General features: G+C 47.7%; 20 protein-coding genes. 7 read left to right on the forward strand and 13 right to left on the reverse strand.

What is annotated here, in order from left to right; all coding sequences use genetic code 11:
- Positions 1–76: 76 nt before the first annotated feature.
- Both lysS and Q0171_RS00515 read right to left on the reverse strand, forming a co-directional pair.
- On the reverse strand, positions 77–1,756 hold the full coding sequence (gene lysS, locus Q0171_RS00510) for a lysine--tRNA ligase (RefSeq protein ID WP_299325596.1): 1,680 nt from the start codon (positions 1,754–1,756) through the stop codon (positions 77–79).
- A gap of 3 nt (positions 1,757–1,759) precedes the next feature.
- Positions 1,760–2,365, reverse strand: coding sequence for a CvpA family protein (locus Q0171_RS00515; RefSeq protein ID WP_299325598.1), 606 nt, complete (start codon positions 2,363–2,365; stop codon positions 1,760–1,762).
- A gap of 77 nt (positions 2,366–2,442) precedes the next feature.
- On the opposite strand from Q0171_RS00515, the gene lnt reads away from it, so the two are divergent.
- The 5 genes from lnt to Q0171_RS00540 all read left to right on the forward strand — a co-directional run bounded on the left by lnt (position 2,443) and on the right by Q0171_RS00540 (position 7,897).
- Positions 2,443–3,960, forward strand: a complete 1,518-nt coding sequence (lnt, locus tag Q0171_RS00520; RefSeq protein WP_299325599.1) for an apolipoprotein N-acyltransferase — start codon at positions 2,443–2,445, stop codon at positions 3,958–3,960.
- A 12-nt stretch (positions 3,961–3,972) separates the two neighbouring features.
- On the forward strand, positions 3,973–4,623 hold the full coding sequence (locus Q0171_RS00525; protein WP_299325601.1) for an ATP-binding cassette domain-containing protein: 651 nt from the start codon (positions 3,973–3,975) through the stop codon (positions 4,621–4,623).
- A gap of 34 nt (positions 4,624–4,657) precedes the next feature.
- A complete protein-coding gene (locus tag Q0171_RS00530; RefSeq protein ID WP_299325603.1) occupies positions 4,658–5,242 on the forward strand; it encodes a queuosine precursor transporter in 585 nt (194 codons plus the stop codon).
- Between the two features lie 45 nt (positions 5,243–5,287).
- Complete coding sequence (locus tag Q0171_RS00535) at positions 5,288–6,229, forward strand: D-2-hydroxyacid dehydrogenase (RefSeq protein ID WP_299325605.1); 942 nt, start codon at positions 5,288–5,290, stop codon at positions 6,227–6,229.
- Positions 6,230–6,295: 66 nt separating this feature from the next.
- Positions 6,296–7,897: an NAD(P)H-hydrate dehydratase gene (locus tag Q0171_RS00540; RefSeq protein ID WP_299325607.1), complete on the forward strand. Its 1,602-nt coding sequence runs from the start codon at positions 6,296–6,298 to the stop codon at positions 7,895–7,897.
- 28 nt (positions 7,898–7,925) lie between these two features.
- Here the strand turns inward: Q0171_RS00540 and Q0171_RS00545 are convergent, their stop codons facing one another.
- A complete protein-coding gene (locus Q0171_RS00545) occupies positions 7,926–8,597 on the reverse strand; it encodes an aspartate/glutamate racemase family protein (protein WP_299325608.1) in 672 nt (223 codons plus the stop codon).
- A 74-nt stretch (positions 8,598–8,671) separates the two neighbouring features.
- A complete protein-coding gene (gene galE, locus Q0171_RS00550; RefSeq protein ID WP_299325876.1) occupies positions 8,672–9,706 on the reverse strand; it encodes a UDP-glucose 4-epimerase GalE in 1,035 nt (344 codons plus the stop codon).
- A gap of 253 nt (positions 9,707–9,959) precedes the next feature.
- Between galE and Q0171_RS00555 the strand changes: the two genes are divergently transcribed.
- Positions 9,960–10,454, forward strand: a complete 495-nt coding sequence (locus Q0171_RS00555; RefSeq protein WP_299325609.1) for an acyl-CoA thioesterase — start codon at positions 9,960–9,962, stop codon at positions 10,452–10,454.
- A gap of 7 nt (positions 10,455–10,461) precedes the next feature.
- Here Q0171_RS00555 and Q0171_RS00560 read toward each other — a convergent pair whose 3' ends face one another.
- On the reverse strand, positions 10,462–11,610 hold the full coding sequence (locus tag Q0171_RS00560) for a glycosyltransferase family 2 protein (RefSeq protein WP_299325611.1): 1,149 nt from the start codon (positions 11,608–11,610) through the stop codon (positions 10,462–10,464).
- A gap of 95 nt (positions 11,611–11,705) precedes the next feature.
- Here Q0171_RS00560 and bioD point away from each other — a divergent pair, with 95 nt between their 5' ends.
- Complete coding sequence (gene bioD / locus Q0171_RS00565; protein WP_299325613.1) at positions 11,706–12,335, forward strand: ATP-dependent dethiobiotin synthetase BioD; 630 nt, start codon at positions 11,706–11,708, stop codon at positions 12,333–12,335.
- Between the two features lie 14 nt (positions 12,336–12,349).
- On the opposite strand, the gene thiC is transcribed toward bioD, so the two are convergent.
- The 8 genes from thiC to Q0171_RS00605 form a co-directional block, all read right to left on the reverse strand.
- On the reverse strand, positions 12,350–13,702 hold the full coding sequence (gene thiC / locus Q0171_RS00570; protein WP_299325615.1) for a phosphomethylpyrimidine synthase ThiC: 1,353 nt from the start codon (positions 13,700–13,702) through the stop codon (positions 12,350–12,352).
- 11 nt (positions 13,703–13,713) lie between these two features.
- On the reverse strand, positions 13,714–13,932 hold the full coding sequence (locus Q0171_RS00575; RefSeq protein WP_299325617.1) for a hypothetical protein: 219 nt from the start codon (positions 13,930–13,932) through the stop codon (positions 13,714–13,716).
- Positions 13,933–13,961: 29 nt separating this feature from the next.
- Positions 13,962–16,040: a methyl-accepting chemotaxis protein gene (locus Q0171_RS00580; RefSeq protein ID WP_299325619.1), complete on the reverse strand. Its 2,079-nt coding sequence runs from the start codon at positions 16,038–16,040 to the stop codon at positions 13,962–13,964.
- Positions 16,041–16,271: 231 nt separating this feature from the next.
- Entirely contained in the window at positions 16,272–17,279 is a 1,008-nt protein-coding gene (locus Q0171_RS00585) for a hypothetical protein (RefSeq protein ID WP_299325623.1), read from the reverse strand.
- Positions 17,280–17,287: 8 nt separating this feature from the next.
- A complete protein-coding gene (locus tag Q0171_RS00590) occupies positions 17,288–18,583 on the reverse strand; it encodes a TRAP transporter large permease subunit (protein ID WP_299325625.1) in 1,296 nt (431 codons plus the stop codon).
- A gap of 105 nt (positions 18,584–18,688) precedes the next feature.
- Positions 18,689–19,300 carry a TRAP transporter small permease gene (locus Q0171_RS00595; protein ID WP_299325878.1) on the reverse strand — a complete coding sequence of 204 codons (612 nt, stop codon included), beginning with the start codon at positions 19,298–19,300 and terminating at the stop codon, positions 18,689–18,691.
- A 19-nt stretch (positions 19,301–19,319) separates the two neighbouring features.
- Positions 19,320–20,360 carry a TRAP transporter substrate-binding protein gene (locus Q0171_RS00600; protein WP_299325627.1) on the reverse strand — a complete coding sequence of 347 codons (1,041 nt, stop codon included), beginning with the start codon at positions 20,358–20,360 and terminating at the stop codon, positions 19,320–19,322.
- 71 nt (positions 20,361–20,431) lie between these two features.
- On the reverse strand, positions 20,432–21,850 hold the full coding sequence (locus tag Q0171_RS00605) for a glycosyltransferase 61 family protein (protein ID WP_299325629.1): 1,419 nt from the start codon (positions 21,848–21,850) through the stop codon (positions 20,432–20,434).
- Between the last annotated feature and the right edge of the window lie 63 nt (positions 21,851–21,913).

Below are 21,913 nucleotides of genomic sequence, written 5' to 3' on the forward strand. Positions count from 1 at the left end.
TCCTTTATATAGAATCTAGCTTGTTTCATAGCCTTGTATCCAATCATGCACACCATCTATAGGATACTTATAGCTCTCATGCCTGTGGCTTCATGGCAGGGAATAGCAACACATCTTTTATGCTTTTTTGCCCAGTAAGCAACATGACAAGTCGATCGATCCCTATACCTTGCCCAGCAGTAGGGGGCATGCCATAACCAAGCGCAGTAACAAAATCCTCGTCCATATACTGCGCTTCCTCATCACCCGCATCTTTCTCACGCACCTGGGCGAGAAACCGCTCATATTGATCAAGCGGATCATTAAGCTCGCTAAATCCATTAGCAATTTCCTTGCCACCGATAAAAAGCTCAAATCGATCGGCAATAGCTGGATTATCGTCATTTCTGCGCGCAAGAGGGCTTATTTCAATAGGGTATTGAGTGATGAAGGTAGGGTTTATGAGTTTGGATTCTACAAACTCACCAAACGCGACATCTTGGAGCTTGCCAAAATTAAGATTGGCTTCTAGCTTCACACCCCTTTGGCGCAAATACTGCTCAAGCCCCTCTCTATCTTGCAAACACTCGCGCGGGATTGCGCCGATTTTTTCTAGGCTCTCTTGATAGCCCAGCACACTCCATTTGCTAAAATCTATCTCGCTCTCCCCCTGATCTCCTTTCGCACCTTGAGTATTTGTGATAATGTGCGAGAATCCAAGCTCCCCTAGCACATAGGCGAAAAACTCCTTGGTTAATTCAATAAGATCCTCATAAGTATGATATGCCCAGTAGAATTCAATCATGCTAAATTCCGGGTTATGCGAGTGATCCATACCCTCATTACGGAAATTACGATTAAGCTCAAATACCGCTTCAAATCCACCGACAATCAGTCGCTTGAGATAGAGCTCGGGCGCGATACGCAGATACCGATCCACCGCAAGTGCATTATGGTGCGTGATAAATGGTCGAGCATTCGCACCGCCTGGGATTGGGTGGAGCATGGGCGTTTCAACCTCGAGAAAGCCCTTTTGCTCAAAAAACTTCCGCACCAAGCTTACAATCCTAGATCGCAGCACAAAAGTTTCTTTGACTTCTGGATTCATGATAAGATCGACATAGCGCTGGCGATAGCGCGCTTCGATGTCGGTTAGCCCATGAAATTTCTCCGGTAGGGGGATAATGGATTTTGTAAGGATTTTGCATGATTTGGCATGAATACTAAGCTCACCGGTTTTTGTAACAAACGCATATCCTACAACATTAACAATATCACCCACTTCAAGCAGCTTTTTGACAACCTCAAACTCCTGCTCGCTTAAGTCATTTTTAGACACATAGGCTTGCAAGATCGCACTTTCATCTTGGATTTTGATGAAACAAGCCTTGCCCATCATACGGATAAATTTCACGCGCCCGACGACTGACTCGGTTGGCATTTCAGCTTGGTCGGTGGATTCGGCTTGTAGCGATAAATCGTGGATTCTGCGCGATTGGCTGCGGTCATTACCGCTAAGGTAACTCCCTTGCCAATCGCTTGAGAGCCCCGATTTCTCATCTACAATCCTAGAATCCTTTGCGGAGTTGGCTAGAATTGGGGCGTTATCAAAAGTGGATTCTGGGGCTTGGCTAGAATCTAGTAAATGCGCATAAGTGCGCAGGAATGTCGCATTATCCATAGTGCGCGTAAGATCGTTGGAGTAAGGGTTTAGATTCTGTTCGCGGAGAGCTTGGGCTTTTTGGATACGCTGAGTAATGTAGAGATTATCAAACATACGCTACTTGCCACCTTTATCACCGATGCTTTGACTTACGATGTCTTTTGCTTCCTGCACTGCCTCTCCCACACTTGCGGCGCCAGCTTTGCCATCAGTGATATCTTCAAGATTTTGCATTGTGGCTTTGACTGCTGGGAAATGCATAATCTTTTGCGCAATTGTGATCATATTGACATACATTTGGCTTTTTTCTCTAGCGGTTTGGGCGAAATTTTCTTTGATAAATGTGATCTGCGAGACTGCATACGCAATAAAACTAAAGATAAAAAACACTTTCACACAAGCAAGCACAAAGCCCAGCCCTTTATTGATAAATTCCAAACGCAGGAACTCGACTTTTTTTGCCAGCAGCACGCCAATAAGCACAAAAAACGCCCAGCACACCAGCAGCACGATGACAAACCCGAGCGTTACATGAATCGTATCGCTACCAAAATCATAGACACCCTTAAGCCCATTGCCCACGCTATGAGCAAATATTGAGGCTAAAAACACGCCAAGCAATATCCCCGCCAAGCTACAAAACTCTGCTACAAATCCAGAAGCAAACCCGCGAAATCCAATTACGACAATAACAACAATTAACGCGACATCAATATAATTCATCTCCACTCTTTTACGCAAAATTTAGCTTAAAAAGGCTACCATTGTAGCCAAAGATACATAAAATCAAGGTAAATATTTTGAAAAATCGCTCCGCGCAGCCCGCCGCGCCCGCCACTCTCTTGGCTATTTTTTCCCCTAATATTTTCTCCCCAAGCCGTAGAATCTCCTTTCGCTCGCTACTGCGCTTAGATTCTGGCGCGCTTAGGCTTTTTGCTCTACGCATACTTTATGGCGCACTCTATGGTGCCGGATTTTGCGCATGGCTGTATGCTTTTGCGTTGCTTTGCCCTAACTTCACACTAGAATCTACTACACTAGATTCTAGCACCACGCTTCAAGTCTCCATGCGGATTCTATGCTTGCTTGGACTAAGTGTGCTTGTGTTGTGTGCATTTTGGATTTGGCTTAGTGTGCCAAAGGTGCTGCGTGCATATTTTGGATTTTTTGCTGGGATTTTGCTGTTTTATTGGATTGGACTCTCGTTTCGCTTCTCTGTCGCACCTGCACTTATGCCTGTAGTGTGGATTGGGGTTGGCACAATTTATGCGCTGCTGTGGTATGTGGGATTGTATTTTAGTAGCAAGCTTTTTCGTATTGTAAGTCTCTTTGCGCTTGGATTGTTTGCGCCATTTGGGTTTGACTGGTTTGTGCCACAATCATGGCTAGCTTATAGCATTTTTAGCGTGCAAGATTGGGCGTTTATCGCTATTCTCTGTGCGATTGGAATAATATGCAGTGGATTCTCGCATACTAGATTCTCCTATGTGCGCGTGCTATTTGGAGTGGGGATTTTGCTCGTATGCGTGGATTGGGATCAAAGCGCAAAACACACTATTACACACCCTGTATCAAGCAAAATCGCCATTATAGAAAGCTCAATCGATCAAGATGTGAAATGGAAAATAAGCATGATAGAAGCAATGCGAGATAGTGTGCTTGGTGCAGTGGATTCTGCTATTGCGCAGGGAAGAGATCTTGTCGTTTTCCCGGAGACAATTTTGCCACTTGTGTTAAATGAGCCCCAATCATTTCAGCGCGATATAATTCTAGCCCTACTAGAAAAAAGCGCACAAATCACAATCGTGCTAGGCGCTTTTAGCCAGCAAGACTCTCTTAGCTCTCCAAATGCTACTCCAGAGGTGCGCAACTCAACTTATATTTTCAGCAATGGCAAAATGCGGATTTTGCACAAAGTCATTCTCGCGCCCTTTGGCGAGAAAATCCCCCTCCCAGACATACTAGCAAAGCCACTATATAAGCTATTTTTCGGTATAGATGTGCCGCTTGGGCAAGCAGAAAAGCCACAGGATTTTGAAGCACTAGGTAGAATCTGGCGCAATGCAATTTGCTATGAGGGCACAAGCAAGCTGCTCTATACAAACGCCCCACAATATCTTATGATGATAAGCAATAATGCGTGGTTTTACCCAAGTATAGAGCCCTATCTCCAGCGCGTGCTACTTAAATACTACGCGCGTAAATTTGGCACTCTCATCGTGCATTCGGCAAATCTCTCTAACGCCATGATGATTTCGCCTATGCTTTTTGGCGATAGCAGGGAATCTGTCATACCACTTACCACCACAAGCCCATGAAGGAGCAGTGCAATGGAATACCTACTGCAAGCACACAATCTTACTCACCACTTTGAAACCTTGCTATATGAGGGCATAGATTTAGCTATCGTGCGGGGTGAGAGTGTAGCAATCCTTGGGGTCTCTGGCTCGGGGAAATCCACCCTGCTAGCCAATCTCTCCACCATGCTAGCTCCAAATGGCGGACGAGTGGAGATTCTAGGGCGTGATATTTATACACTAAAGCCAGCCCAACGCCTCCAGCTCCTGCGCCATGAGCTTGGGATAATCTTCCAGTCGCACTATCTCTTTCGCGGGTTTAGCGCATTGGAAAATCTCCAAGTAGGTGCGATCCTCGCGCAAAAGCCAATCGACATGGCACTCCTAGAGAGTCTTGGCATAGCCCACACGCTTAACCAAAACTCCGCCGACCTCTCTGGCGGACAGCAGCAACGCCTATCAATCGCACGCGTGCTAATGAAGCAGCCCACCATAGTCTTTGCCGATGAGCCTACAGGGAATCTCGACAAAGCCACTGCGCACCATGTCATGGACGCATTGCTTGAATACATCGCGCTTAAGCAAGGTGGGCTGATTCTTGCCACCCATGATGAGAGTATCGCAGCAAAATGCAGTAAAATTTACCGCTTAAAATCCCAAAGTCTCGAGCAAATCGCACTATAACCTAGCCTAAATCCATCAAGTTTAAAGGAGATCTATGCAAGCTCATTCCTCTATTTCATCATCTGCTAAAATGCCTATCTCTGTGTGGATTGGAGCTTCGATTCTGCTTAGTGCAATTGTGATTGCCGCAAACTATGGCGTGCAGTTTCACCTAGGCAATAGCCCACTTACCTTTGGTGCGCTTACTTATCCTTTTAGCTTCTTACTGCTTGATGTGCTAAGTGAAAAATACCGCCGAGCCGATGTTACAAAAGTCATAGCTCTTGCTATTTGTATCGCATTCTATCCCTCTTACACCTCCTCCACACCCCAAATTGCACTCGCTTCGATTCTAGCATTTTGCATCTCCCAGCCCGTAGATGTGGCGATGTTTTATACATTTAAGCGATTTTTTCCTAGGCTCTGGTGGCTACGCAATGGATTTTCTACGATTTTTGCCCAAGCTTTTGATACGATGATTTTCTTTGGTATCGCTTTCATTGGGGTTAAAGCCTTTAGCGAGTGTATGGAAATGGCAGCAGCAGACTATACGATTAAGGCGATTGTTGGGATTATGAATACCCCACTTTTCTATCTACTCGCCATAAAAGCAAAAAACATCTGGCGCTATCTCACATAGTGCTATAATGGACTCCTACTTAGAAAGCATTTCAAGGAGCGGCTCATGTTAATTGTCAATCTCGATACCCTCACACTTGGTGCAGCAGCGGATTTTAGTGTGCTAGAGCAGTTTGGCACCTATAAGAGCTATGATCTCACAAGCCCCGAACAAACGCTCGATCGTGTCAAAGATGCAGATATTATTCTAACCAACAAAGTCGTGCTAGATTCTACTCTCCTAGCCCAGCTACCAAACCTCAAACTAATCGTCGTAACTGCCACAGGCACAAATATCGTCGATGTAGAATACGCCACGCAACGCGGAATCCCTGTCAAAAATGCCGCAGGCTACTCCACGCTAAGTGTCGCGCAGCACACGCTCACTATGGCACTAACCCTCCTTAGCCAAATGCCCTACTATGACGCGTATGCCAAGCAGGGTGAATGGAGCAAGAGCGCGTGCTTCACTCATTTAGCCAAAGGGCGCAGGGATATTGATGGACTCGCATGGGGGATTATTGGTTTTGGCAGTATTGGACAGAGAGTGGCAACTCTTGCAAGTAGTTTTGGTGCGCAGGTTAGCTATACCTCAACTAGCGGGAAAAACACCAGCCAACCCTACCCACATTGTGATTTAGACTCTCTGCTTGCCCAAAGCGATATTGTCTCTATCCATGCCCCGCTAACCCCCGCGACAAAAGGACTAATCGACGCCTCAAAGCTAAAGCTCCTGCGCGATGAAGCTATCCTCATCAATGTCGGGCGCGGTGGGATTGTAGATGAGAGCGCAGTAGCCACTCAGCTGCAATCTGGTGCGCGATTCTCCTACGCCTGTGATGTGCTTGAGATTGAGCCTATGAGAAAGGACCACGCATTTTTGGATTCTGCTATCCAGGATCGTCTGCTGCTCACGCCACACATCGCCTATGCCTATCGCAACTCGCTTAAAACACTTGTGCAGATGAGTATCGATAATGTCGTAAATTTCATCAGGAGTGGTAAATAGTAGTGTATAGTTCCACGCCAGAGTTTCTTTGCAAATCCAGCTCCAAATACTCACTAGGAAGCGCGCATGCAGCAGCTCTACACCGCCACCGCCAGTCTCGATAGCCGCGCTATAAGCAAATATCTCCTAAGCGATGAGCTGCTAATGGAGAATGCTGCTAATGCGCTGCTAGGACTTATCGAGCGTCTCACACATAGGCAAAGTGTTGTTTGTATCGTATGTGGGAGCGGGGATAATGGCGCAGATGGCTATGCACTAGCACGCAAGCTTCAGGGAAACCATCGCGTGAGAATCTATGAGGCTAAAGAGCCCAAATCCCCACTCTGCAAGCTCCAAGCCCAGCGTGCAAGCTTGGCAGGCGTAGAGTGGAGTAAGAAAATCCTGCCTTGTGATGTGATTGTAGATTGTCTCTTTGGCTCTGGGTTTAGCGGGGAGCTTAGCCCAGAATCTAGCAAACTTATCGAGCAAATGAATAGTGCTGCGCGCCTCAATATCGCGTGCGATATCCCAAGTGGGCTAGATTTGCAGGGGCGCGTGGGCTCAATCGCCTTTCGCGCGGATTATACCATGAGCATGGGTGCGCTCAAAGCTGGGCTGTTTGCTGATAGTGCCAAAGACATCGTGGGCGAGGTGATCGTGGGCGATCTTGGGATCTCTCGCGCACTTTTTGAAGTGCAAAGCCCATTTTCTCTGCTTGAAGCCAGCGATTTACACCTGCCTGCACGCACAAAGCACAACTGCCACAAAGGGAGTTTCGGGCATGTGGCAGTTGTCTCTGGAGAGAAGATGGGCGCAGCAGAGCTGTGTGCGAGGGCTGCACTACGCATGGGTGCTGGGCTTGTAAGCATTCTAACACGCCAGAGCCTAGAATCTAGCGCGAAAAAGGTGGCAGATGCGACGCTGTTTGATGATTTTGCTAGCCAGGGCTTTATGGATTCTGGTGTGCGAGATTATGACAGACTAGAATCTTGGCATGCGCGCTTAAACACGCTAGGTTCTAGCGTGGAGATTATGCACACACACGAGATTCCAGCAAATGCCAATGTCCTATGTATAGGCATGGGACTAGGGCGCACAAATCCACATACCAAAGCCAGCAAAACTATATCAGCCACCCATCAAGCTACCCTAGCCACGCCAGACAAAAGCCCCCTAGCACTTATTGCTGCAAGACTGGATTCTGGGGAGCTTGGCTGCTCTTTGGTGCTTGATGCTGATGTCTTCTATGACAAGGCAATTATCTCACTGCTAAAGCGCCATGCCGCACGCCTTGTGCTGACCCCACACCCCAAAGAGTTCGCCTCGCTCTTGCAGCTGTGCGGACTAGATTCTCCCAATACGCTAGCAGAAATCCTAGAGCAGCGCTTCGAGCTCGCTCTAGGATTTAGCCAAACTTATCCAGAAGCTACCCTCCTGCTTAAAGGCGCCAACCCCATCATCGCCCAAGGCGGAAAGCTCTATATCAATCCACTTGGCACACCAGCTCTAGCTAAAGGTGGCAGTGGCGATGTGCTCTCTGGTCTTATTGCTGGGTTTCTGGCACAAGGATATGGTATGCTAGATTCTGCGATCAATGCTTCTTTAGCGCACGCACTAGCAAGTAAGCGAGAGAAAAATGCTTACGCTCTAACACCTCTGCGCCTTATCGAGCATATCGGCGAGCTGTGAGCTAGGTCTTGGGGCTGTTTTGCTAAGTTTATTTTAGTGTTTTTGTCATGATTTCTATCATCACCTTGGCGGGGTCGATGATAGGCAGGTGCGTGATGGTGCGTAGCTCATGGATTATAGATGGAAAATGCGTGCAACCTAGTAGCAGGGCTTTATTCTCCACCTCTGGCTCAATTCGCTCAAAAAACGCGCAAAGCTCCCTAAGCCCAGAATCCTGCACAATAAGCCCCTGCTCTATGACTTCACGCACACTAGATTCTATTATCTCCACAAGTCCCAGCCAGCCTACCGATATAAATCGCATGGCTGGATTTGCGCACTTGATATGCTGCTCGATATGCTTGGTAGCAAGGCTGTTTGCCGCTAGAATGTAGAGTAGCTCATACTCCATAGCAATGAGGCTATACGCATCAAATGGCGTGATGATGGGGAAATCCCAATCACGCGCGAGCCTAGCGAAATCCACTGCCGCGCTTAGGGAATTGCAATACACCATGCAGCCATCTAACCCATGCATTTTCTCTAATCTCTGCACCACCATACGCTCTAGCTCATTTGCGGAGAGAAACTGCAGAGAATCTTGCTCATAGCAGCTTGTGGAGATAGGATATCCCTGCGCACAAAATCCATGCCGCTCCAGCAGCTCCACGCCCATGCGCGTGTCTATCATCGTCCCAGCGATGACTCCAATATGTGGCATGATTCTCCTTTGCCCCTGTTTCACCCACTCTATCTGCCTAGATTCTAGTCCTAGACGGAATCTACTACTAAAATCTAGCTCCGCAACGAGCACTCAAATTCATACGCACTTCGCACAATTGTGCGCAAATCATCAAATTTTGGCTGCCAATTAGTGTGGCGTTTTAGCTTTTGATTACTAGCGATAAGCATGGCAGGGTCGCCCGCTCTGCGCGCAGCCATGGCAACCGGAAAATCCACACCACTTATCTCTTTGACCACTTGGATAACTTCTTTGACGCTGTAGCCGTGATTGTAGCCGACATTAAACACCGCGCTCTCTCCATTCTCACGCAGGAAGTCTAGCGCACTCACATGCGCTGCGGCAAGATCGTCGATATGAATATAGTCGCGGATACAAGTGCCATCACTCGTGTCATAATCTTCACCAAAAATACTCATTCCATTGCGCTTGCCTACCGCGCATTCTAGGGCGACTTTGATAAGATGGGTGGCATTTTTGCTCCGCTGACCAAGCCCTAGCCCCCGTGAGAGAAGCTCGGGGGTATTTTTCATACTAGCCCCAGCGACATTGAAATACCGCAACGCGACATAGCGTAGCGGAGAGATTCTAGCGATATCTTGGAGGATTAGCTCGACCATCATTTTAGATGTGCCATAGGGGTTTATGGGAGCGAGAGGGGCGTCCTCGCGAACTGGGATAAGCGCAGAATCCGGCTCACCATAGACAGCTGCTGTGGAGGAGAAAATAAAGTATTTCACCCCAAATCGCGCGCAAGCTTCAAGCAGCGCAATCACATTGGCGACATTGTTGTGGTAGTAGGAGAGTGGCTTTTGGACAGATTCTCCCACAATAAGGCTTGCACCAAAATGCACCACGCCATCGATTTGCACACGAGAAAATAGTGTCTCTAGCGCATTCCTATCGCCAAAATCCATCTCTACAAACTCCACACGATCCCCAAACCCCCGCTGCAAAAGTGCGATATTTTCCATAAAACCTGTGCGCAGGTCATCAATAATGATAAGTCTCGCATCTGTTTGCTCAAGGAGAGTTAGTGCTGTGTGGGAGCCAATGTAGCCAGCGGCACCTGTGCATAGCAGTGTCATAGTGTTGTCCTTACTAGTGATTGTGTGTTTGGCATGCTTTTTAAACGGGTGGATTCCCAGTCTCACGATTGCGAGCTTTAGTTTCGCACGCCTAAACATGCCTGCTCATCTATAATTTACGACCCTTAACATCATCGCAAACTATTGCCACTAAATGTTGCATGGGCACTGAAAACCTAGACTTTGAAAAACGCCAATTATAGCAAATATGCTACAATGGATTCCCTATCACTTCATAATCAAAGGACACACTATGGAACACGAACAAGACCTAGCCCAGCTCCACGCCAGCTCCCTTGATAATCGATCGCTTACTATGAATATCCTTGTTACCCCATCGATGTCCAATTTCAGCGGACTTATGCATGGCGGCGAACTGCTAAAAATCCTCGATCAAGTCGCTTACGCCTGTGCGACACGATATTGTGGTGTAGGGGTTATTACGCTTAGTGTAGATTCAGTAACTTTCCGCCAGCCAATCCCAATTGGCACGCTACTGACATTCCTAGCAAGCGTCAATCACACTGGTAAGACAAGCTGTGAGGTAGGGATCAAAGTCATTAGCGAGAATATCAAAGAGCGCTTTGTTACACATTGCGTGAGCTGCTATTTCACCATGGTAGCGTTTAAAGATGGCAAATCTGTGCCTATCCCTCCGCTCGAGCCACGCACGCCCGATGAAAGGCGACGCTATGAGGCTGCGATTAAACGCCGAGAGATCCGCAATCAATCTCGACCAAAATCCTAGAATCTATTCACACAATCTGCTGCACAAAATAGCGCGGACGCGCCTTAGTCTCTTGGTAGATTTTGCCGATGTATTCACCAATCATACCAAGACTTAGAAGCTGAATCCCGCTAAAAAAGCTAAGTGGGACAAGTGTAGAAGCCCAGCCATACACAGCCCAGTCAGTAAAGATTCGCACAAATAGCACATATCCGCCAAGAATAAGCGAGAGAAAGAAAAACAAAAACCCCAGCACACTCACCACACGCAGCGGCATGATAGAAAAGCTTGTAATCCCATTCCATGCAAACGAAAGCATTTTGCGCAGAGGATATTTAGACTCGCCCGCTTGGCGCTCAAGTCTATCATACTCTACAACCGCGCTCTGGAAGCCAAGCAAAGGCACAATCCCCCGCAGAAATAAATTCACCTCTTTAAATGCAAAAAGTGCGTGTATGGCACGCGCAGAGAGTAGGCGATAGTCGGCATGATTATGCACGATTTTCACGCCCAAAAGCTCCATGACATCATAAAATGCTACCGCCGTAGATCGCTTAAACGCCGTGTCGCTCGCACGACTTTTTCTCACGCCATAAACAACCTCACACCCTGCAATAAATTTCGCGATAAACTCATCAAACACCCCAATATCATCTTGCAAATCCGCATCAATGCTAATAGCACAATCACAGCGCGCAGAAACGAACTCCAGCCCTGCTAGCAAGGCATTTTGATGACCGACATTGCGAGAAAGCTTGAGGGCGTGGATTTTTAGATGCCTATCTTGGCTGCTGCTATGCGGGGGGGGGGGGACAGAATCTGGCGTGAAATTCTGGCTAGATTCTGGGGATTTTGCATAGACTTCAAGCATCTCCCAAGTTTTATCTCTGCTACCATCATCAACATAGCACAAAAAGCTTTGAGTGCCAATATGCCCAGAATCCATTAGTGCCATTAGCTTGGCGCTAAGCTTAGTATGAGTATCTGGCAACACAGCTTCTTCGTTATAGCAGGGCACAACCACAGCAAGCGTGGGGGCAGAATTACAAACAGGAATGGGATCTCGCAAATCTTTAGAAATATTTGCATGGCTTATGGGAGTTTTGTTAAAAACCTGCTGCGCTATGCTTGCACTGCTTTGCTGGTTTTCTAAAGGATTTTTGGAGTGTAGGCACATATTGACTCGCTCATTGTGTTTGCGCAGATTCTAGCATAAATGGAATTTTGTTACAATGTGGGCATTGTAAGTTTGTGCCACACCAAGGAGTGTCCATGCCCCAGCTCTATATCGCCGGAATCCACACAGATGCTGGGAAAACACACTTTTGCGCGCTTTTTTGCAAAGCATTTGGCTATGACTATTTTAAGCTTATTCAAGCAGGAAACCCGCAAGATCGAGACTTTATTGCGCGATTCCTACCAAAATCTGCCATTTTGCCAAATGGCATTACACTAGAAACTGCCGCCTCCCCACATATCGCCAAGCACATCGAGCAGCGCGAGTATGCAGGGCTAGACATTTTGCTACCAAGCGTGCCAAACTTACTTATCGAGCTTGCAGGCGGGCTTTTCTCTCCACTTGATGAGCAAGTTTGTATGATTGAATATATGCAGCACTTTCCGCGCGCGTGCATTTTGGTCGGGCGCAATTATGTGGGCAGTATCAATCACCTACTTCTAAGCGTGCAAGCCCTGCGCATAAGTAAAATCAAGCTGTTGTGCGTGGTTATAATGGAAGACAAGGATAGCGCACACAGCAAGCTTGTGAATGAGTTTTTGCAAGGACATGCGCTTTTACAGGGTATCCCGCTTATGCGCGCGAGCTTTTTTACACCCCAAACATTCCTGCAAGCTGTCAGCGAATTAGAAGCAACTCTCTCCCCAATTCTTGATCGAATCTAATGTTGAGACTCTGCTTATGCTAGCTCCTTTACCTTATCGCCATACTGCTTGAAAATATCTTGCGTGATTTTGTAGCTGCAAAACTTAGGACCACACATCGAGCAAAACTCCGCTTCTTTAAACACTTCTTGCGGCAGGGCTTCATCGTGGTATTCTCTGGCTCTATCTGGGTCTAGGGCTAGCTCGAATTGTCTGTTCCAATTAAAGGCATAGCGTGCATCGCTCATCGCATCATCTCGCTCCCTAGCTTTGATCCTACCGCGTGCGATGTCTGCGGCGTGTGCGGCGATTTTGTAGGCTAGAATCCCCTCTCGCACATCTTTGGCATTAGGCAGCCCTAAATGCTCCTTTGGCGTTACATAGCAGAGCATCGCCACGCCTTTCCACGCTGCCACGCACGCACCAATGGCACTTGCGATATGGTCATAGCCTGCGGCGATGTCTGTTACAAGCGGTCCTAGCACATAAAAGGGTGCTTCACTGCAATACTCCTTTTGCAGCTTGACATTGCGCTCGATTTGATTAAGCGGAACATGCCCGGGACCTTCAATCATCACTTGCACATCGGCTTGATAGGCGCGTTTGGCTAGCTCACCTAGCACCTTTAGCTCGGCGAACTGCGCTTCATCGCTAGCATCTGCCAAGCAGCCCGGGCGTAGAGAGTCCCCTAGGCTTAGGCTCACATCGTATTTTTGACAGATTTTTAGGATCTCATCAAAGGCTTCATAGAATGGATTCTCCCTATGATAATGCAGCATATAGCTTGCCATAAGGCTGCCGCCGCGCGAGACTACGCCCATTTTGCGCTTAGAGACTGCTGGCATATGTGCTAGCAAAAATCCGCAGTGTATGGTGAAGTAGCTCACCCCTTGCTGGGCTTGTTTTTCAAGTGTAGCGAGCATTGTGGGAATATCGAGCTTTAGCACATCATTTTGCACATCGTGCAGGATTTGATACATCGGCACAGTGCCAATAGGCACGCTAGAAGCCCCGATGATAGCGGTGCGGATTTTGTCTAAATCCCCTCCGGTGCTTAGGTCCATAACGGTATCTGCGCCGTATTTGATAGAAACCTTGAGCTTTTCTACCTCCTCATCTGCGGAGTTGCAAATTTGGCTTGAGCCGATGTTGGAGTTGATTTTGGTGCGCAGTGCCACGCCTATGCCCATAGGGACAAGGTTTGTGTGGTTGATATTTGCTGGGATTATCAGGCGACCTTTGGCGACTTCTTTGCGCACAAGCTCTGGCTCGATATGCTCGATATTAGCGATATAGCGCATTTCTTGCGTGATGATTCCGCGCTTGGCGTAGTGGAGCTGGGTTTTTATTGGGTCATTTTGACGCTCTTGTATCCATTGTGTTCGCATTAGATTCTCGCTTATATTAAAGTAAAGGCTTGCATTATAGCAGAGTTTAGATCAGTGGATTCTAGGAGAAATGCCCCCACTACTCCGTCATTGCGAAGCTTGGGACAAGCGAAGCAGTCCATAAGGAAAGCACCAAAACACTCTGCCTCTAGAATCCACTTTTGAAAAAACGCAAATGGATTGCCGCGCCTTGCGGTGCAAGGCTCGCAATGATGGGAAAGTCCGCGCAAGCACTGCGCAGTAGAGAGTGGGTAAAAAGCTAGAATTTCTTGGTATTGACATCTTTGATGATTTCTTCTGCGATGTCGCCGACTTTTTGCGTGATGTCGTTTGTATGGCTGGCGATGGTGGCGTTCTCTTGGGTCGATCCCTCGATTTGGGCGATAGACTCATTGATCTGCGCTAGCCCTTCGGTTTGCTCTTTGATAGACTCGCTCATATCTACGATACTTTGGGCAAGCAGATTGACATTAGCTTCAATCTCGCCTAGAGACTTTGTAGTGCGCTCTGCTAGCTTGCGCACTTCATCTGCCACCACGGCAAAGCCCCGCCCGTGCTCGCCAGCGCGCGCTGCTTCAATGGCGGCATTCAACGCTAGCAAGTTGGTTTGGTCAGCGATGTCTTTGATAATGCCCACGATATTGCGGATATCTTCTGTCTGCTGGGTTACTTCTTGTGCCTTGGAGCTGACATTTTGCATAGATGAGCTGATTTCTTCCACGGCGGTGGCACTCTGCCCTAGTGCTGCTGCTTGCTGGGAGCTAGACTCTGTGAGCCGCTGCATAGACTCTGCTAGCTCGTTTGATCGCTCGCTTAGGCTATTGGCAAAGCTAGCAGATGAGCTTAGCATTTTCTTAATCTCCTGCCCTAGCGTGTTTGTTACAAGCTCGACTCGCCCATTTGCATTGGCGATCTCTGTGGTGAAGTCAAGCCTTACAAAGCTATCAAACACGCGCTGGATCTCGTTCATATCGCGCCCGATGTGGTTCTGCAAGACATCGAGCATAGCATTTAGGACATTTTTTAGCTCCACTAGCTGGGGGTTATGGGGTATAGCGGCGATCCTAGCACTAAACTTGCCAGACTCTATATCCTTGGCAGTTTGGGCAGACTGGGCGATTGCCTGCTTATCTTGCTCTAAGCCTTTTTGCGTGTTGGCGATGTTTTGGTTAATCGCTAGCACCATACCGCCTATCTCGTCATTTGCCTTTGGGGTTACAAGGCTAGGTGGCGTGCTTGTCTCGTGGTTTAGGTATTTGAAGAAATTTACTAGCAGATTTGAGACGACTTTGAGCCGCGAGACTACTGCTTGCTTGATGTAGAAAAACACAGAGATGATCACAATCAGCAGGGAAATCACCACGCATAGCACGATCAAATTGCGCAGAGAATACACCGGCTGCATAATCACATCTAGCGGGACTACCACCATAGCACTCCAATATGTCCCTGTATTGTAGAGCTGCAAGGAGGATAGCCCTACTAGCGCGTCTCTTTTGTCTATGGTTTTGTATTCATAAATGCCTGAGTCGTGAGCTTTGGCGACTTGCTTTAGGGCTTGGGCGTGCTCATCGGTATTGACTTCTAAAATGTTTTTGCCAAGCGCGTCTTGGCTTGGATGCACGCCTATATCGCCATCTTCTGTCATTATGAAGCGATAGTCTCCATCAAACACGCTCAAATTGCCATTTTGCATCCAAGAATTTACTCGATCCATACTTATCACTAGCCCCAAGACCCCTATAACCCTGCCTTGTTTGTCTTTGATAGGGATATTGAGCCCAGAGAGTAGCTTCTGCCCCTTGCCATCAAGATCGGCGAAAGTCGGTGTGCCGATGGTGTTGCCCTGTGTTTTTAAAGCCTTTTGCAAGCTTTGGGACTGCAGGATTTGCTCGCTTGCTGGGATTGTGTATAGCCCACCTTCGTTGTCGATATCGCTATCACCTCGCACGATCATAAACTCGCCGTTTTTCAGGGTGTTGATAGACTTGGAGGGCTTGAAGTGTTTAAGATACAAGTAGCCGAAGTTGGCGTTGTCGTTGGCATCTAGCATATCTTCGATGACTTTTTCTAGCTCGGCTTCTGTGGTCGTGCCGCCACTCAAATTTGCCTCGATAGAGTTATGCACGCCATCAAGAAATGCGAAGGTTTGATTCACACTTCCCCTAAGCAAATTGCTCATACGCAAGGAGACATTGCTAAGGAGCTTTTTCGCCTCGCGCTTTTGGATAGCGGTGGAAGAGCCTATGATGACGAAAGTCATAGTCGCCATACATACGATGATGATAGCAGCAAGTAGTAGCGATACTCTTGTGCCTAGGTTTAGGTTTTTTAGCATAGAAGCCTCCTGTAAGCATTTGTAGTGATTTTGGTAAAAGCCAAAAGCCCAAAAGCATTGTAAAGCTATAAACCGCAGAATTTAACACAAAAAAAAACGCAAGGAAGACCAAGAAAACTTGCCATATTTTTCACACTACTTGCTATAAAGTAGCATTTTTGTGCGAGATAGAATCCTAGAGCAGCCTAGAGAGTAGTAGTGAAAATTGCAAATCCCACCGCGAGCAAAGAGCTAGAATCTAAATGCAGTGTAGGGGGGGGGGCAGATTCTAGCATAGAGCTTCAAAAACCCAGCACACCAATACACCAGCGCAAAGCACACAAGCCCAGCCACAAGGGCGCGCTGGATTCTAGCGATATACAACACCCCAAGAATTGTAAGCAGCGCGAAAAGCCATAGTGTCCTAGCGTTGCCACCTAGGACAAAATCCCCAATAGCTGGCAAAAACTGCCCAAAAATCCACCGCACAAGCTCTAGCGGGTTTATCGGCGGGAATCCAGCTAGAGAGCCCCACCACTGCTTAAACTCCGGCACGGCTTGAGGGGTAATATAGTAGAAATACAGCAGCGCGAAATACACGCCAAATGCCAAGGCTGCAAGCACATTGTGCTTGATAAAATGCGGCAGATTCTCTCTGTGGCGGTAGATATAGCCAGCACCTAATCCACAAATCAAAAATATCCCACCATAAGAAAACAAAACGACCACCGCGCTTAGAAGCAAAAATGTAGAAAAGCTAGCCCCTCTAAGAAAAGCTAGCAGCAAAATCGCGCTACACAAAGCTTCAATCTCGTATTGCTTAAACTCTGCAGCGTAATATACAAGCGTTTTACTGCCGACAAAGATCACCATCGCCACAAGCTGCCACTTAAGACTAAGCAGCTCTTTGACAATCGCCCAAAATACAAAAAGCAACGCCACAGAAGCAGCAAATGGCACAAACCGCAGCACCATTTCTCCGTGCCCAAACATCTCGCCAAGCCCCTTGGTGATAAGCAAAAATCCAAGCGGAGTCGCCTGACCCCACTCAAGCGGCTTGCCTAGCAGCTGCCCCCAAGGCGTGTGGTAAATACTTTTTGCCAAAAATGCTTCATCTAGCCATAAATTTTGGCAATCAAGATAGACAAAGAGCCTAGAGACCACACCAAGCAGCACAAAGCCCCAAGTAGCCACAAGCCAAAGATTAGGGGAGGAGGATAGCTGATTTAGATTCTGCTTTAAGCGCGATAGCTGCGGCATAGACCCCCCTACACCAACGCCAGAGCAATTTGCGGGATATAAGTAACAAGCAAAAGCCCCACAAGCATCACAGCAAACCACGGCAGCACTGATAGCACGACTTCTTTTAGATCAAGCCCTGTGAGCGAGCTTGCGACAAAGAGATTAAGCCCCACAGGCGGAGTAATCATACCAAGCTCCATATTTAGCACCATAATGATCCCAAAGTGTATAGGGTCAATCCCAAGCGACACGGCGATTGGCAGTAGTAGGGGCGTCATAATCATCACCACAGAGCTAGGCTCCATAAACTGCCCCATCACAAATAGCACGATATTTACCACGATGAGAAACACCCACCAGCTCATGTGCTGCTGAAGGAGAAATTCCGCTATCATGTGCGGGATACGCTCGCTTGTGAGAAAATGCGCAAACACCACCGCACAACCGATGATAAGAAAAATCATCGCCGTAGTAATGGCAGCATCAAGACACACGGCATAGAGATCTTTTAGCCGTAAATCCTTATAGACAAACACAGAGATGATAAAGGCATAGACCACCGCTATCCCAGCAGCCTCTGTGGCGGTAAATACTCCGCCATAGATTCCGCCAATGACCACAGCGATGATAAGCAACGCCCAAAATGCCCTCCCAAAGGCTCTTATGCGTGCTTGTAGGCTCTCTTTCTCGCCGCGCTTAAAGCCTAGCCTTTTAGCCCCAAAGTATGTGTAGAGCATCATAAGTCCCCCTACAAGCAGTCCGGGCAGCACACCGGCTTTAAAGAGAGCTTCGATAGAGACGGCGATTTCTTTTCCGTGCAAGTCGCTTAGCCCGCTTGCAGTAACCCCATAGACAATCATCACCACAGAAGGCGGGATCAAAATCCCAAGGCTTCCAGCCGTAGTGATCGCCCCCACAGAGTAGGATTTGGGATAGCCTGCTTGAGAGAGCGCGACAAACATCACCGAGCCTATGGCGACAACCGTGGCAGGAGAGCTGCCGCTCACTGCAGCAAAGATAATGCACGCCAAAATCGCGCTCATAGGCAGTCCACCGGGCAGATGCCCCACAAGCGATTTAGCAAAATCCACAATCCGCCCCGCCGCACTGCCTTTACTAAGCAAAGAGCCCGCTAGGATAAACATAGGGATCGCCATAAGCGTGGGCTTAAAAGCGGCGATAAAAATATCTGGGATTCCCGCTATATCGTGGCTTGTGAAAAGCAGCAAACAGATAAGGGAGCTAATGCCTAGCGCGATTGCCACAGGCACGCCCAAAAGCAGCAGCACAAAAAGCAGCAAAAACAGCACAGCAAGGCTCATAGTCGCTCCTCTTTAGTAGAGAGATTTTGGGCAGAGTTTTTGATAGGCAGACTTTTAGCAAGCAAGCTTGGGGCGGAAAAGTTTGAGATAGGAAAACTTCGCATTCTACTCCTTAATGGCAGTATCGTGGATAATTTCATCTTGCGTTTTTTTCGCCACAAGCTCTGCTGGTGTGAAAGAGACTTCATAGATTTTCTCACATACGCGATAAGTTGCCCCGATAAATGCCAAAGGCAAGCACAGCAGAAATATCCACAAAGGCACTTCGTGCAAGGCTTCAGAATATCGCCCAAGATCATAATAAAGCTCACAAGTTACAAACCCAGCCCACGCCATAAACGCCAAAAACCCAGCGCTAAGGATATGAGAGAATAGCACGCTAGCTTTCGCCCACTTTGGTGGGAACTTCTCCACAAGCACCATCACAGAGATATGCACGCCCTTGCGGAAGCCATACGCCGAGCCAAAGAGCGCGCTCCAAATAAAGCAGTAGCTTGAGACCTCTTCGCCCCACGCTAGAGAATGCACGCTAGGATAAAAGCTTGAGACAAAGCGCAAGCAGACATTGATAGCCACGATGATCACTCCGGCTACAAGCCCTAGGACAGCGATGTTTTTGTTGATTTGTGCGATGATGGTGTCAAGGACTTTGAAGAATTTTTGCACGCTAGGGTTTAGGTGTGCCCACACAAAAGGCGCACCTAAAAATCGCAACACTCTTTTCACGCGCGATTCTCTAGTTTGTTTCTAGGGTTTTTTGGATTAAATCCTGCCCTATGATGTCATAGAACTTAGGATAAATGCTCTTCATCACGCTCTCCCACTGGGCTTTTTGCTCGCTAGTGAGCGTGTAGATTTCAAGCTTGCCACTATCTTTGGCGTAAGCATTGAGACTTGCTAGTAGCTGGGCTTCATCTTTTGCGCTTTCTTCTCGCTCAAATTCTGTGGCTTCTTTGATAGCTTGCTTCACTACGCCTTGTAAATCGCTTGGCAGCTCACTCCAAAACTTCTCACTCATCACCACAAGATAGCCCAAATAGCCGTGGCTAGAGAGTGTTAGAGACTTTTGCACTTCGTAGAATTTGGAGTTGTAGAAGTTTGAGAGTGGATTCTCTGTCCCATCAACTACGCCTGTTTGCAAAGCAGAATACACTTCGCCAAAGTTGATGACCTGCGGATTTGCGCCGATGGCTTTCATCTGCTCTTCTAGCACTTTTGAAGTTTGGATTCTAAGCTTTTGCCCCTTGGCATCTTCTGGCAGGACAATGGGCTTTTTATTAGAGCTAAAGTGCTTAAATCCAGCGTCCCAATAATCCAGCGCGATAAAGCCCTTTTGCGCGATTTTTTCCTTCAAAATATCGCCCACTTCGCCGTCCATCACTTTATGTAAATGCTCGTTATCTCTAAAGATGAAAGGCACATCCCAGAGATTAAACTCTTTGACAATGGGGGTGAATTTGGAGAAGCTTGGGGCTGCCATTTGGACATTGTTGCGCTTAAGCTCTTGGAAGACCTTATCATCATCGACAAGCTGCGTAGAGGGGAAAACTTCGACCTTGATTTTGCCGCCACTAAGCTCTTCCACACGCTTGGCAAAGAAATCTGCCGCCTTGCCCTTAGGCGTCCCAGCACTAACAACATGGGAGAATTTGATGGTGTAGCTTTCTTGCTCTTTAGGCGTATCGCCACAGCCTAGAAGCCCCACACTAAGCACGCTTGCCACAAGCGCAGCACCACATACTTTTAGCAGACTAGTAAGTTTGGAATCTCTTTGCATTTGCACTCCTTGGTAGTAAAGTTGCTTTATTCTAGCGCAAAATCTAGCCATTTAGCAGGCTTTTATAAGGCTTATAGGTATGTTTCTAGCTTTTGTAACGCTTTTTGCAGCTCTTTGGGGCAGATATATGCGTTCTCTTGCTGGGGGTGCGGGGTGGTATCTGTGGTTTGCGCCACCATATAGAAATATCTACACCCCATAAGCAGAGCGCAAAACTGCGGGCAAGAGTAGTGATAATACTGCGGGAAGATTTCAAACACCACCGCGCCTTCTTGCATAAAAAAGGCATTGCTAAGCCCTGCGCCGTGTAGGCTTGCGATAATGCTACTCTCCCTAGCCATACAAGCTTGCTCCACTAGGCTTAACTCATCTGGCAGGACAATCTCATAGCCAAAGGCGGTGAAGATAGATTCTACTTCTTTGGTGTTTTCTAAGTGGCGATTAGAGCCGCTTGGGCGAGTGAGAAAGATTTTGCGCTTTTTGCTTGGTGAGGGCAGAAGTGTGGCAAAGTCTCTATAAAACTGCTGCAAGAGTAGCGGCAGCGCAAGCGTGCGATGATGTGTAACCCCATCGCGCCACTCCACGCTCTCAAAGTTGGCTATAAAAGTCGGCACGATTAGGGCTTGGGCTTGGATTAGGCGGTGTGGGCTTAGGGGGAGGATTTTGGATTCTGGGATTTGCAGGAGCTGCCACATCTGCCTTTGATAGGGCATATCTTGGGCTAGGAGATAGTAGTCTGGCTCTAGCCCGCTGCGGCGGATTTGCTCTAGGGCGGCTATGCTTTCAGCTAGGAAATGGTAGTAGTTGGTGGCTTGGTGGAGCAGGGCTAGAGAGCCACTAATTTTGTGGAGCTTGAATAGCTTTTGATAGTAGAATCTAGCCCAGAGCTTGCACTGCTTTAAGGACTCTAGAATCTTGTGCGCTTTTGATGCGTTTCTAGGCAGGGCAAAGGCGTGGGTGGGGTAGGAAGTTTGAGAGATGATAGCCTTATGCGATTTGGTGATGACTATCTCGCTATCATCGCTATAGCAGTAGCCTTGCGGATAGACTCGCACAAATAATGCGCGGAAGTGGTAAGTATAAGGGCGGAAAAAGCGGTGGAAGTTGCCAAAGATGTCTTGGAAATGGAAGTTGTTGTAGGGCTTGGGTGCTGGCTTTTGGCTAGAATCCACTTGCGTGGATATGGATTGCCGCGCTTTGTCTTGTGCCAAAGCTCGCAATGACGGAGAATGGGTGTTGTTTGTAAGAATGCTTAGTGATTGAAAAGTGGATTCTGGGGTTTGGGCGTTCTTTGTGATGTGTGTTTCGCTGCCGCTGCAATCGTCTTTGTTGCCTTGCTTTTCGCCACCGCTGTGAGATTCTAGGATTGTAGATGAGAAAGGCTTGCTTTGCGTGCTTTTTAGTGCAACTTGCTCGCGGAAAGATTGGTGCTGTTCTCTAGGCTTGCTCTGGGATTCTAGGATTTTTGCGCTAGAAATGGCATTTTTCAAGTCGCGCGTGGGAGATAAGACTGATGGTCTATCGAGCTCGCGCGGCGCAGAAATCGCCGTTTC

The organism is uncultured Helicobacter sp., from assembly GCF_937906905.1.
GTDB lineage: Bacteria > Campylobacterota > Campylobacteria > Campylobacterales > Helicobacteraceae > Helicobacter_B.

Coding starts and splice junctions, on each gene's coding strand:
- galE (WP_299325876.1), bottom strand. CDS start 9,706: ATGACACTGCTATGCACAGGTGCCGCTGGCTACATTGGCTCCCACACA.
- Q0171_RS00600 (WP_299325627.1), bottom strand. CDS start 20,360: ATGCAAAGAGATTCCAAACTTACTAGTCTGCTAAAAGTATGTGGTGCT.
- Q0171_RS00525 (WP_299325601.1), top strand. CDS start 3,973: ATGGAATACCTACTGCAAGCACACAATCTTACTCACCACTTTGAAACC.
- bioD (WP_299325613.1), top strand. CDS start 11,706: ATGCCCCAGCTCTATATCGCCGGAATCCACACAGATGCTGGGAAAACA.
- Q0171_RS00530 (WP_299325603.1), top strand. CDS start 4,658: ATGCAAGCTCATTCCTCTATTTCATCATCTGCTAAAATGCCTATCTCT.
- Q0171_RS00540 (WP_299325607.1), top strand. CDS start 6,296: ATGCAGCAGCTCTACACCGCCACCGCCAGTCTCGATAGCCGCGCTATA.
- Q0171_RS00555 (WP_299325609.1), top strand. CDS start 9,960: ATGGAACACGAACAAGACCTAGCCCAGCTCCACGCCAGCTCCCTTGAT.
- Q0171_RS00585 (WP_299325623.1), bottom strand. CDS start 17,279: ATGCCGCAGCTATCGCGCTTAAAGCAGAATCTAAATCAGCTATCCTCC.
- Q0171_RS00560 (WP_299325611.1), bottom strand. CDS start 11,610: ATGTGCCTACACTCCAAAAATCCTTTAGAAAACCAGCAAAGCAGTGCA.
- lysS (WP_299325596.1), bottom strand. CDS start 1,756: ATGTTTGATAATCTCTACATTACTCAGCGTATCCAAAAAGCCCAAGCT.
- Q0171_RS00545 (WP_299325608.1), bottom strand. CDS start 8,597: ATGCCACATATTGGAGTCATCGCTGGGACGATGATAGACACGCGCATG.
- Q0171_RS00590 (WP_299325625.1), bottom strand. CDS start 18,583: ATGAGCCTTGCTGTGCTGTTTTTGCTGCTTTTTGTGCTGCTGCTTTTG.
- thiC (WP_299325615.1), bottom strand. CDS start 13,702: ATGCGAACACAATGGATACAAGAGCGTCAAAATGACCCAATAAAAACC.
- Q0171_RS00535 (WP_299325605.1), top strand. CDS start 5,288: ATGTTAATTGTCAATCTCGATACCCTCACACTTGGTGCAGCAGCGGAT.
- Q0171_RS00580 (WP_299325619.1), bottom strand. CDS start 16,040: ATGCTAAAAAACCTAAACCTAGGCACAAGAGTATCGCTACTACTTGCT.
- Q0171_RS00515 (WP_299325598.1), bottom strand. CDS start 2,365: ATGAATTATATTGATGTCGCGTTAATTGTTGTTATTGTCGTAATTGGA.